9 protein-coding genes and 1 pseudogene are annotated in these 12,216 nt (G+C 68.2%); 7 read left to right on the top strand and 3 right to left on the bottom strand.

Annotated elements, in window-relative coordinates; translation table 11 throughout:
* Nucleotides 1-147: 147 nt before the first annotated feature.
* Nucleotides 148-1,395: pseudogene (locus EZH22_RS31500) on the bottom strand (sigma-54-dependent Fis family transcriptional regulator); the annotation flags it as partial.
* 690 nt (nucleotides 1,396-2,085) lie between these two features.
* Between EZH22_RS31500 and EZH22_RS00260 the strand changes: the two are divergent.
* Together EZH22_RS00260 and EZH22_RS00255 are read left to right on the top strand one after the other, a co-directional pair.
* Nucleotides 2,086-3,300, top strand: a complete 1,215-nt coding sequence (locus EZH22_RS00260; protein ID WP_203193844.1) for a CobW family GTP-binding protein — start codon at nucleotides 2,086-2,088, stop codon at nucleotides 3,298-3,300.
* 360 nt (nucleotides 3,301-3,660) lie between these two features.
* Nucleotides 3,661-4,695 carry a zinc-dependent alcohol dehydrogenase family protein gene (locus EZH22_RS00255; protein ID WP_203193843.1) on the top strand — a complete coding sequence of 345 codons (1,035 nt, stop codon included), beginning with the start codon at nucleotides 3,661-3,663 and terminating at the stop codon, nucleotides 4,693-4,695.
* Between the two features lie 385 nt (nucleotides 4,696-5,080).
* Here EZH22_RS00255 and EZH22_RS00250 read toward each other — a convergent pair whose 3' ends face one another.
* Complete coding sequence (locus tag EZH22_RS00250; protein WP_203193842.1) at nucleotides 5,081-6,010, bottom strand: LysR family transcriptional regulator; 930 nt, start codon at nucleotides 6,008-6,010, stop codon at nucleotides 5,081-5,083.
* A 136-nt stretch (nucleotides 6,011-6,146) separates the two neighbouring features.
* Between EZH22_RS00250 and EZH22_RS00245 the strand changes: the two genes are divergently transcribed.
* The 3 genes from EZH22_RS00245 to EZH22_RS00235 all read left to right on the top strand — a co-directional run bounded on the left by EZH22_RS00245 (nucleotide 6,147) and on the right by EZH22_RS00235 (nucleotide 9,991).
* A complete protein-coding gene (locus tag EZH22_RS00245; protein ID WP_203193841.1) occupies nucleotides 6,147-7,121 on the top strand; it encodes a hydroxymethylglutaryl-CoA lyase in 975 nt (324 codons plus the stop codon).
* Entirely contained in the window at nucleotides 7,118-8,389 is a 1,272-nt protein-coding gene (locus EZH22_RS00240) for a CaiB/BaiF CoA transferase family protein (protein ID WP_203193840.1), read from the top strand. Before EZH22_RS00245 ends, EZH22_RS00240 begins: the two co-directional genes overlap by 4 nt.
* A gap of 126 nt (nucleotides 8,390-8,515) precedes the next feature.
* Nucleotides 8,516-9,991, top strand: a complete 1,476-nt coding sequence (locus EZH22_RS00235) for an MFS transporter (RefSeq protein WP_231711232.1) — start codon at nucleotides 8,516-8,518, stop codon at nucleotides 9,989-9,991.
* Between the two features lie 97 nt (nucleotides 9,992-10,088).
* Here the strand turns inward: EZH22_RS00235 and EZH22_RS00230 are convergent, their stop codons facing one another.
* Entirely contained in the window at nucleotides 10,089-10,574 is a 486-nt protein-coding gene (locus EZH22_RS00230; protein WP_203193839.1) for an Lrp/AsnC family transcriptional regulator, read from the bottom strand.
* Between the two features lie 131 nt (nucleotides 10,575-10,705).
* On the opposite strand from EZH22_RS00230, the gene hppD reads away from it, so the two are divergent.
* Together hppD and EZH22_RS00220 are read left to right on the top strand one after the other, a co-directional pair.
* Nucleotides 10,706-11,806, top strand: coding sequence for a 4-hydroxyphenylpyruvate dioxygenase (gene hppD, locus EZH22_RS00225; protein WP_203193838.1), 1,101 nt, complete (start codon nucleotides 10,706-10,708; stop codon nucleotides 11,804-11,806).
* 22 nt (nucleotides 11,807-11,828) lie between these two features.
* Nucleotides 11,829-12,215 (top strand): Rieske (2Fe-2S) protein, encoded by a 387-nt coding sequence (locus EZH22_RS00220; RefSeq protein ID WP_203193837.1) that lies wholly within the window; start codon nucleotides 11,829-11,831, stop codon nucleotides 12,213-12,215.
* Nucleotide 12,216: the final 1 nt, after the last annotated feature.

Here is a 12,216-nt window from a genome sequence, read left to right as displayed (position 1 = left end):
GAGCCGGCGCGGCTCCAGTCCTTGCCGCCGCGCGAGTTCCTGCACCAGATGCTCGGCCAGGAGCGGAATGTCCGTGGCCCTCTCCCGCAGGGCGGGAATGGAAATGCTGGTGACCGCCACGCGATAGAACAGGTCCATGCGGAACCGCCCCACCTCCACCTCGTGCCGCAGATCGCGGTTGGTGGCGGCCACCAGGCGGAAGTTCACCTTGCGCGGGCGCGTTTCGCCGATGCGGTAAACCTCGCCGGCTTCCAGCACCCGCAGGAAATGCGGCTGCAGGTCCTTAGGCATCTCGCCAATCTCGTCGAGGAAAAGGGTGCCGCCGTCGGCCGCCTCGATCTTGCCGATCATCCCGCCGCGGCGCGCGCCGGTGAAGGCGCCCTCCGCATAGCCGAACAGCTCGCTGGTCAGCAGCTCGCGGGAAAAACCGCCGCAATTGAGGGCCACGAACGCATTGTCGCGCCCGGCGCTGCCGGCGTGGAGACACTGGGCGAACACGTCCTTGCCCACGCCGGTATCGCCCAGCAGCAGCACCGGCGCCCGGCTCTTGGCCAGCTGGCGTGCGCGGCCGATCGCCTGTCGCAGGGCGGGAGCCTCGCCGATGATCCGCGAGAAGGCATCGTCGCCCGCCTCCGCCTTCGCGGCGACGATGCTGGTGTCCACCGGGCGGGCCGGCGCGGTGCGGCGTGCCGGCAGGCGGAGGACGATGCCGAGACGCTCGCCGTCGGTGACAACGGGCTCCAGCCATTCGCGTCGCAGCCAGGGCGGCAGCTCGTCCGGCAGGGGCGCCTCCTTGCGCCAGTTCAGCCGCAGCCGCGACAGGTCCGCGCCCGAGGCATCCCCACGCTGGCGCTGCAGGTCGATGAGAGCGTCGGTGGCGGCGCCATTGGCCTTTACCGCCCGGCCGCGCCGGTCGAACACGATCACGCCGTCCGAGCTCGATCCCGAAAGGCGATCCATGCAGTGGTCCAGCAGGCGCAGGCGGAAATCCATCTCCTGCTGGGCAAGCCGGTTCTCGATGCGCCCGGCCGTCGCCACCACCAGCGCGAGGCTGTGGCGGTTGAACGTATCCGAGAGGCCCGAGACATCGACCACCCCGAGGATGGCACCGTCATACGGGTCGCGGATGACGTTGGCCGAGCATGACCAGCGCTTGATGCCGGAGCAATAGTGCTCTGCCGAATGGATCTGCACCGGCTGGCCGATCTCTATGGCGGTACCGATGGCGTTGGTGCCGCAGGCCGTCTCGCTCCAGCTGGCGCCGGACAGCAGGTGGATGTTCGCCGCCGCATCGCGCAGCCGCAGGTCCCCCTCGAGGTTGAGGATGACACCGGCGCCGTCGGTGAGGACCATCACCGTTCCGGTCTCGGCGAGGAACTCGCGGGCCGAGGCCATCACCGGCTGGCTCGCCTCCAGCAGCTCGCGGCAGTCATCCCGCAGGGAGTGCAGCGAATCCTCCCGCATGGGCGGGGGCGCTTGCGCCCGCTGCGGGTCCACGCTGTTGCTGAGGCAGCGTCGCCAGGAATCGTCCACGAGCCGGCGCAATGCGTCGGACGTGGATTCGTCGCCCCCGAGGAAGCGCTCCCACGACACCATCACCTTGTCGTCGTTCTCGGGTACCGAGAATTTCTGTCCGGGCCGTCCGAAAGGCATTTTGCGTCCTCCCCCAGCGGCCCCGAGGGCCGGCCGGTGCGCCGCCCCGGGCAAATCTGCTGTCTGCATCTTCTTGGGCGGACGTCTTCTTTTCGCTCTTGTGGCAGCCGCGGCGCGCGCTGAAGCCTCCGTTGCGCGAGCCTGCGGCGGCCCGTCCCGCGCTTGCGGGGCAGACCATGCCGAAGTGCGATACTAGCATCGATCATGCCACGCAGCACGTCTCCCGCGGGGCGGGATGTTCGAGCGATTTCTCCGCCCGGCTACGGTGCGGCATCCGTCCGATGGCGTTCGATTTTCGAACGTGGCAGGGGCCGAAATTCGAACGCTCCGGTTGCTCGCGGTCCCGCCGGGGTCGGCATTCCGGCGCTGGCACGCGCGTTGCTGCGCGCACCGCCATCGTCGCGCCCCGGCGCCAAACCTTCGAGACCGCCCATGGCCGAACGCGATACCACCGACCCACGCATTCCGGTGACCGTCCTCACCGGCTTTCTCGGCGCCGGCAAGACCACGCTGCTCAACCGCCTTGTCTCGCATCCGGACATGACCGGCACCGCGCTCCTCATCAACGAGTTCGGCGCGGTGGGCATCGACCACCATCTGGTGGAGCGGATCGGCGAGACCATGGTGCTTCTCGATTCCGGATGCGTATGCTGCACCGTCCGCGGCGATCTCGTGGAGGCGCTGGAACAGCTCCACGGCAAGCTCGCGCGCCAGCAGATCCCGCCGGTACGCCGTGTGGTGATCGAGACCACCGGCCTCGCCGATCCGGTGCCCGTGCTCTGGACGCTGATGGAACAGCGTTTCGTCGCCGCCCGCTTCCGCTGTGACGGGGTCGTCACGCTGGTCGACACGGGTCTCGGCGCCGAGCAGCTGGACCGGCACGAGGAGGCCCGCCGCCAGGTGGGCATGGCCGACCGTATCCTCCTCACGAAGGCGGACCTCTCCGACCGCAGCGCCCGCGAGCGGCTCGACGCGCGGCTCGATGTGCTTAACCCGTCGGCCCCGCGCCTCGCCGTCACCCATGGCGAGGTCGAACCCCGGCGCATCCTGGGCGCCGGGCTGTACGCGCCGGGAAGCCTGCCGGAGGAGGTGGCGCGCTGGGTCGCCGAGACCGAGGCCGCCGCCCGCGACAACATCGCGCCGCCATCGGTCCACGCCGAGGGGGCGCCGTCGGTTAGCTTCACCTGCTTCTTCGGCCGCCAGGTGCCATGGCGCGGCTTCAGCGTGGCCATGGGCGAGATTCTCGCCGAGTACGGATCGCGCCTCCTGCGTGTGAAGGGGCTGATGAATGTGGCCGGTCTCAGCGGCCCAGTGGTGCTCCAATGCGTGGAGCGCGTCGCCTACCCACCGGTGCGGCTTCCGCGCTGGCCGGCGGACGGCACGCGCTTCGACATGCGCGGACGGCTCGTCTTCATCGGCCGCGACCTCCCGGAGGCTGCGGTGGACGACATCCGCCGTCGCCTCGCCGACCTTCCCGGCGACACGGCGGCCCTGCGGGCCGTTGCCAAGGCGCCCCTGCTGCCGACGCGCTGCTGGCTCGCCACGCGCATGCCAACGCAGAGCCAGAGCGCGTTCGAGACCGGTGGCTGGCACATCAATCCCCTGAGGCTGGGCGCCGCGACCCGGCAAGCGGCTGAAGCGTCATAGCCGCGCCGGGCGACGGGCCCCGCACGCTTCTGCCTCGCTTTGCCAGTTCACGCAGGCCTCAGCTCCTTGTTTCACGCGGCCGGACCGGTCGCGTCGCACGCGGAGAAGACGGCGCCAGGCGCGACGGCGCGTGGCCCTTGCCTGCGGGGCGTACCCCAGCCCCAGCCGGACCCGTCCGGACGACCGGAATTCGTCCGCCGGCGTCGCAATTGCGGACAGTGCAGACGCCGCGTGGCACCGAAGGAGCGCGCGAATGCACGGCGGGCAGCCATGGCACCACTCTTGCCCACGAGGCGACGCGGCATGCGGCCGTTGCCCAGCGTGCCGCCAATTCATCGACACTGGAAAGGGAGGCCCCTGATGAAGGGTCTAGTCTATCGCGGTCCCGGCAAGAAGGCGCTGGAGGAGGTGCCGGATCCGCGGATCGAACAGCCCACTGACGCCGTGGTGAAGATCCTGCGCACCACCATCTGCGGCAGCGATCTGCACATCCTCAAGGGCGACGTGCCCACCGTGAAACCCGGTACCGTGCTCGGCCACGAGGGCGTTGGAGTCATCGAGGAGGTCGGTCAGGCGGTCTCGGCCTTCAAGAAGGGGGACCATGTCCTCATTTCCTGCATCTCGTCCTGCGGCCGCTGCGAATATTGCAAGCGCGGCATGTATTCCCACTGCTCCGTCGCCGGCTGGATGCTCGGCCACACCATCCACGGCACGCAGGCCGAATATGTCCGCATCCCGTTCGCCGACACGTCCCTGCACCACATCCCGGAAGGCATGGACGAGGAATCCCTCGTCATGCTCAGCGACATCCTCCCCACCGGCTTCGAGTGCGGCGTGTTGAACGGCAAGGTGCAGCCGGGAAGCACCGTGGCCATCGTCGGGGCAGGACCGGTGGGCCTTGCGGCGCTTCTGACCGCGCAGTTCTATTCCCCCGCCGAAATCATCATGATCGATCTGGACGACAACCGCCTCGAGGTCGCCCTGACCTTCGGCGCGACGAAGGCGGTCAACAGCGGCCGGGACAACGCCGTCGAGAGGGTCATGGCCTTGACCGGCGGCATCGGCGTGGACACCGCGATCGAGGCGGTCGGCATTCCTGCCACCTTCGTGCTGTGCCAGGACATCGTGGCACCTGGCGGCACCATCGCCAATGTGGGCGTCCACGGCACGAAGGCGGACCTTCACCTCGAACGCTTGTGGGCCCACAACATCACGCTCACCACGCGGCTGGTGGACACGGTGACGACGCCGATGCTGCTGAAGACGGTGCAGTCGAAGAAGCTCGATCCGCGCAAGCTGATAACCCATCGCTTCGCCCTGGCCGACATCCTCGACGCCTACGAGACGTTCGAGAAGGCCTCGTCCACCAAAGCGCTGAAAGTGATCATCGGATAGCGTAAAGTCCCCAGAAATATTCTGTCTGCACCAGATCCGGGACGCCCATGTAGACCTCGGGCAATATGGGTATCGTTGCGGAGCTTGAGCCGCGGAACGAAGATCGGCCCCGCTGACGTGGGCGGGGTCGGTCTTGGAGCGATGGTCCGTGAACCCACCTCCTCCCCCATCTGCGGGCGGGCGCCTCGTTACGCAGGCTGTCACAGATGAAGTGGTGGACGCGATCAAGGCGCTCGGCCATGGGGCGGGTCGCGCTCGCGCGGACCCATCACCAGCGCCATAGAGGCGCCATTGTCGTCAATCACCGCCTGCCGATGGCACATCGCCTGCCCGGCTCGCCTCGCGCCGAGGTTCGGGAAAACGGCGTCGCGGTTGAGCGCCGGCATCACGCCGGGGATGAGGGGCCGGCACTCGTCGTCGGAGCGTTCAACAGATGGTCGGCGAGCAGGCGGGCGGGGCCCGGCGAGACGCCGCCGACGCGAGACACGAGCCGCAACCGCCGGAGCGACCAGGGCTCGTCGATGAGAATGCCCCGCAGGCCGAGATTTTCCGCATAGGGCGCGATCATGTGATCCGGCATCACGTTGACGGCGAGGCCCGCCGCAACGAGCCGGCGGGCGGCGTCCATGGAGGTGACATGGTAGCGATAATAGGGCTTGCGGCCCAGGGCCTGGGCCGCCTCGGCAAGTAGCAGCGACAGGGCGCCGATCTCCAGCACGTCCACGAGCGGATGCTCCAGCACCTCGCTGAACTTCACGCTCTTTCGGCCTGCCAGCGGATGGTCGGCGGAGACGATGGCGAGCAGGCGATCCTCCCGCCACGGTTGCGCTTCGAGCCCGACCGGGATGCGGGCATTGGTGGTGACGATCCCGAGATCGGCCCGACCCTCGATCAGGTCCTGAAGGATCACAGCGCTGGTCAACTCGCGCAGATCCACGAGAATGCGCGGATGCAGCCGGGCAAAGCCCGCCAGCAGGTCCGCCAGATCGTGCCCGCCGATGCAGGATGCCGTCGCCAGGAGGCGGACCGTGCCGGCACCCCCCGCGGCGAAGGCATCCATTTCGTCTTCCAGGTGCCTGGCAAGGTCGATGAGGCCACGGGCATGGCGCGCAAAGCTTTCCCCCGCAGCGGTCGGGATGATGCCACGGGCATGCCGTTCGACCAGGGCTGTCCGGGCCTGCGCTTCCAGCAACTGGATGCGCTTGGCCGCCGCCGAATTGGCGATGCCGCAGCGATCGGCGGCCTTGGCGATGCTGCCAAGCTCTATGGCGGTGAGGAACAGCCGCAGGGTGATCCAATCCGGTGGTGTCGTCATTGGGCACGCCCTCCTGCGTCGCGCCCCCCCCCCCAGCATCCGTGGATAGCGGACGGTGAGGGCGCCAATGAGCGATTCTCGTCCGTATTATGCGGATGTATTTTCCAATCAACACATCAAAATAAACGAGGAAACCATGGCCCCCGACGCCAAGCGGCCTGTCCTCGCCATCCGCGAGGTCGGCCCCAGGGACGGCCTTCAGATGGCGAAGGCGATCATGCCCACCGCCGCCAAGCTTTTGTGGATCGACGCCATGGTCGCCGCCGGCGTGCGCGACATGGAAGTGGCGAGCTTCGTCCCGCCCGCCGCTCTGCCGCAGATGGCCGATGCGGCGGACGTGACCGCGGCGGTCCGGCGGCAGCATCCGGCCCTGAAGGTGGTGGCGCTCGCGCCGAACCTGCGCGGCGCGCAGAACGCGGCCGCCGCCGGGGCGCAGGTCATCATCGTTCCCGTCTCCGCCAGCGAGGCGCACAGCCGCTCCAACGTGCGGCGCAGCCGCGAGGAGCAGGTGGCCGAGGTCGCCCGCATCACCGCCTTCGCGGCAACGCTGGGGGCCGGCCGCCCGCGGATCGAGGCCGGGATCTCCACCGCCTTCGGCTGCTCGCTCCAGGGCATCGTGCCCGAGGCGGATGTGCTGCGTCTCGCGGCCGCCCTCGCCACCGCGGGCGCGGACACCGTGAGCCTCGCCGATACGCTCGGATATGCATCGCCCTCCCAGGTGAAGCGGCTGGTGCGCGGCGTGCGCCGGGAGGTGGGGGCGGCGCGGTTCGGCCATCTGCACCTGCATGACACGCTCGGGACCGCCCTCGCCAATGTCTATGCCGGCCTTGAGGAAGGGGTGGGCGGCTTCGACGGCGCCCTCGGCGGCCTCGGCGGCTGTCCCTTCGCGCCCGGCTCGGTGGGCAACGCGGCGACCGAGGACCTCGTCTATCTCTTGGAGCTGGAAGGCTTCGACACGGGCATCGACCTTGCCGCCCTCATCGCGGCCCGGGCCGTGCTCGCCGAGGCTTTGCCCTCGGAGCGGCTCCACGGGCGCGTCGCGGCCGCCGGCATTCCGCGCACCTATCGCCTTTCAAGCACTGTCCATGAGGCCCTGGAGGCTGTGCAATGACCGCCCTCGACGCTGCCGTGCCGGCCCCCGGCCGCCTGCCTCTCGCCGGCATCCGCGTGATCGAGTTCAGCCACATGGTCATGGGGCCGAGCTGCGGCATGTTCCTCGCCGACCTCGGGGCCGACGTGATCAAGATCGAGCCCGCCCCTGGCGGCGACAATACCCGCCGGCTCACCGGGCCGGCGGTGGGCTTCTTCCCCACCTTCAACCGCAACAAGCGCAGCCTGTGCGTGGACCTGAAGTCCCCGGCCGGCCTCGCACTGGTGAGAAGGCTGGCCGCCGGCGCCGACGTGCTGGTGGAGAACTTCCGGCCCGGCGGCATGGAGAAGATGGGGCTCGGCCTTGAGGCCCTCAAGGCCGACAATCCCCGCCTGATCTATTGCTCGCTCAAGGGGTTCCTGCCCGGCCCCTACGAGCACCGCGCCGCCCTCGACGAGGTGGTGCAGATGATGGGCGGTCTCGCCTACATGACCGGCCCGCCCGGCCGGCCGCTGCGGGCCGGCTCCTCGGTCAACGACATCATGGGCGGCCTGTTCGGCGCCTTCGCCGTGCTCGCCGCCCTGCGCGAGCGGGACATCACCGGGCGTGGCGGGCAAGTCCAGTCCGGCCTGTTCGAGACCAACATGGTGCTGGTGGCCCAGCACATGGCACGCACAGCGGTGGAGGGGCGTGATCCCACTCCCTTCGGCGACCCGGACATGAAGAAGCCCTGGCCGCTCTACGACATCTTCGACACCGCGGACGGCGGCCAGGTGTTCGTGGGCGTGGTGACCGAGACTCAGTGGCGCGGCTTCTGCACGGCGTTCGGCCTCGACGATTTCCTCAAGGATCCCGGCCTTGCCCGCATGGCGGACCTTGCCGCCGCGCGCCCACGCATTCTCGAGCGTGTCGGCCGCGTGTTCAGGAGCCTTTCCAAGGACGAGCTGATGGCGCGCTGCGAGGCGCTCGGCCTGCCCTTCTCCCCCATCAACCGGCCCGGCGACCTGTTCGACGATCCGCATCTGCTCGCCTCCGGCGGCCTGCTGCCGACGGACCTCACGCGGACCCGGGACGACGACTTCCATCCGGCGGTGGCGGCCGCGAGCCTGCCGGCCCTGCCCATCTCCCTGTTCGACGGGCGCCCCGGCCTCACCCGCCAGCCGCCGCGTATCGGCGAGCACGGCCGGGACGTGGCTCGCGAAGCCGGTCTCTCCGAATCCGATATCTCGGCTTTGCTCGTCGCCGGCGTTCTGGTGGCGCCGGACACGCCAGCCATGGAGCCAGCCTGACCGGCCTTTCCGCGCCAGCCTGACTGGCGGTCGCGGGAGCGCTGGAAGCCAGATCCAGATCAAGATCAAGTCATTGCGACGGCCAAGGGGCGGGAACAGCCCAGGCCGGTTCTTCGGGAGGAAACCATGAAAGCCTTGTCTGCCCTCGACATGGGGGCGGTCGCGGACGCGGCTGCCGTTCCACGCACCGAACCCGATGCCGGCACCATTTCCGCCCGGCTCGACCGCATTCCGGCCTCGCGCCCGGTCTGGCGGGTGGTGGTGCTGATCAGCCTCGGCCTGTTCTTCGAGCTCTACGACCTGTTCCTCACCGGCTACGTGACGCCCGGCCTCGTCAAGGCAGGCATCCTGAGCGCCAAGGCGGCGTCGGTGTCGGAAGCGACATCGGTGTGGAATTTCTTCGAGCTGCTGTTCTCGGGACGGGCGAGCTTCATCGCCGCGCTGTTCTCGGGGCTGTTCCTCGGCACGCTATGCTGCGGCTTCCTGGCGGACCGGTTCGGTCGCAAGGCCGTGTTCACCTATTCGCTGCTCTGGTACTCGGCCGCCAACGCCGTCATGGCGTTCCAGTCCACCGCCTTCGACGTCAATCTGTGGCGCTTCATCGCCGGCATCGGCATCGGCGTCGAGATCGTCACTATCGGCAGCTACATCACCGAGCTGGTGCCCAAGCACATGCGCGGCCGCGCCTCGGCCCTCTCGCAGGCCATCGGCTTCCTCTCCGTGCCCACGGTGGCGTTTCTCTCCTACCTGCTCGTGCCGATGGCGCCGCTCGGCTTCGATGGCTGGCGCTGGGTGGTGCTGATCGGGGCCGGTGGCGCGCTGGTGATCTGGTGGGTCCGCCGCCGCCTGCCCGAGAGCCCGCGCTGGCTCGCCATGAAGGGCCGGGTCGCGGAAGCCGACGTCATCCTGTCGCGCCTCGAGGAGAAGGTCCGCAAGGAGACCGGCAAGGACCTGCCCCCGCCCGAGCCGCAGCAGGTCGCGCCGGTGGTCAAAGACGAACGGTTCGGCGACATCTGGAAGCCGCCCTATCGCCAGCGCACCATCATGATGCTGCTGTTCCACGTGTTCCAGACGGTGGCCTATTACGGCTTCGCCAACTGGGTGCCCTCTCTGCTCATCAAGCAGGGCATCACCGTCACCGCGAGCCTCGGCTACACCAGCATCATCGCCATCGCCGCGCCAGTCGGCCCGCTGCTCGGGATGATCATCGCCGACCGCTACGAGCGCAAGACCGTGATCCTGGCCATGGCGGGCATCATCGTGGTCGCGGGCCTCGCCTTCTCGCAGCAGACCGGCATGGCCGGCATCCTCGCAGCCGGCCTCACCATCACGCTGGCCGCCAACACCTTGTCCTATACCTACCATGCCTACCAGGCCGAGCTTTATCCGACGCGCATCCGTGCCCGGGCCGTGGGGTTCGTCTATTCGTGGAGCCGCTTCTCGGCGATCTTCACCGCCTTTGTCCTCGAATACTTGCTAAACCATGCCGGGGTGACGGGCGTGTTCCTCTTCACCTCCACCTGCATGGTCATCACCATGCTGGCGGTCGGCCTGCTTGGACCACGCACCACGGACGTCGCGCTGGAAAAGCTCTCGCAATGACCGGGGGCCGGGCTGGGCGCGGCGCGCTCATACCGTCAGCCTCGGTCTTCGACCGATGCCAAGTGGGTACGCTCAAGCGCCGCGCGGGCCATTGGTATCAGCCCTCCGTCCGGGAGGAGCGGCGCAGATGCGCCAGCGGCAGCCGGGCGCTCTGCTTCAGCCGGTCGAGCACGATGGAGGAGCGCAGATGCGCCACCGACGGGTGTGCCAGGAAGGCTTCCGACAAGAGCCGTGCGAGGTCCTTCAGCGTCGGCACGGTGAGCTTGACGAGATAGTCCGCCTCGCCGGTGAGGGAATAGGCCTCCTGCACCTCGTCGAGGCTGGCGACCAAAGCGAGGAATCGCGCGGCATTGTCCGGCGAGTGGGTGGCGAGGGTCACCTGCACGAACACCAGCACGTCGAGGCCCAGCGCCTCGGGCGAAAGGACGGCGCGATAGCTGGCGATGACGCCGGCGTCCTCCAGCGCCATGCGGCGGCGGGAACATTGGGAGGCGGAAAGTCCCGCCTTCTCGGCCAGTTCGGCATTGGTCAGCCGCCCGTCATCCTGTAGCGCGGAGAGAATGCGAATGTCGAAGATATCCATGCACAAATCTCGCGAAAACTAAGCAAGAGACGCTCAATCCTCGCGATATTTATCTGATCTGGATCAATTTCGCACGCCCTTTGCAGCGACTTTGCCCCACTCTGCCCCATCCACGCTCCAGGGAGGATGCCATGGGACCTTTCCCGCACGACGCGCCGCCGGCCACCATCAGCGCCAGCAACCCCGCCGGAACCGACGGCTTCGAGTTCGTCGAGTTCGCCCACCCCGATCCCGCCGTGCTCGGGCCGCTGTTCGAGACCATGGGTTTCACCGAGGTGGCGCGCCACAAGACGCGGGATATCTCGCTCTATCGCCAGGGCGACATCAACTACGTGGTCAACCGCGAGCACGACGGCCATTCCGGCCGCTTCGTGCAGGCCCACGGCCCCTGCGCCCCGGCCATGGCGTGGCGCGTGGTGGATGCCGGGCACGCCCTGAAGCGCGCGCTGGATCTCGGCGCCACCGAATATAACGGCCCCGACAAGACCCTAGACGTGCCCGCGGTGATCGGCATCGGTGGATCGCTGCTCTATTTCGTGGACACCTATGGCGCGAAGGGCTCGCCTTATTCCGACGATTTCGAATGGCTCGGCGACGTGGACCCCGCGCCTTATGGCGTCGGCTTCTACTACCTTGACCACCTGACCCATAATGTCAGGCGCGGCAACATGGACACCTGGTACAAATTCTATGCGGAAACCTTCAATTTCCGCGAGATCCGTTATTTCGACATTGCCGGCAAGCTCACCGGCCTCACCAGCCGCGCCTTGACCTCGCCCTGCGGCAAGATCCGCATCCCCATCAACGAGAGCGCGGACGACAAGAGCCAGATCGAGGAATATCTCGCTCAGTACAAGGGCGAGGGCATCCAGCACGTGGCCATCGCCACCAACGACATCTATGCCGCCACCGACGCCATCGCCGCCCGCGGCGTGGCATTCATGCCCGGACCGCCGGATATCTATTACGAGCGCTCCTACGCTCGCGTCAGCGGCCACAGCGAGCCCATGGACCGGCTGAAGACCCACGGCATCCTCATCGACGGCGAGGGCGTGGTGGATGGCGGCGCCACGCGCATCCTGCTGCAGATCTTCTCGAAGACCGTGATCGGCCCGATCTTCTTCGAGTTCATCCAGCGCAAGGGCGATGATGGCTTCGGCGAGGGCAACTTCAAGGCCCTGTTCGAATCCATCGAGGCAGACCAGATCCAGCGCGGTGTGCTGACCGCCTGAATGGTGGACCGGAGGACTGAGGATGGGTGATTTCCGCGCCTGCCGGATCGCTCCGCCGCCGGGCGCGGCGCTCGCCGCCGCGGCCGAACTCGATGTCATGGGCGTGCTGGCCGTGGAGATCGACAGCGGGGCGGGTGCCTTTCCGATCCTGCTCGTCAGGGTGTCGGGCGGCGTGGCCGCCTTCGTGAACCTGTGTCCCCATCGCGACCTGCCGCTTACCTATCGCAGCACGCGCGTGGTCAGCGCGGACGGCACGCTTGTGCGCTGTTCCAACCACGATGCGGCGTTCCGCGTCGCCGATGGGAGGGGTGTGGAGGGCCTCGGAGTGGGATGCGCTCTGGATACCGTTCCGGTGATCGTGGACGCGGACGGCATCATCTGCGTCGGCGAGAACACGCCACCCGCATAGC

This window comes from Xanthobacter dioxanivorans, from assembly GCF_016807805.1.
In the GTDB taxonomy this organism is placed as follows: domain Bacteria; phylum Pseudomonadota; class Alphaproteobacteria; order Rhizobiales; family Xanthobacteraceae; genus Xanthobacter; species Xanthobacter dioxanivorans.
Note: the sequence above shows the minus strand (reverse complement) of the source record. Positions and strands in the feature narration are given on the sequence as shown.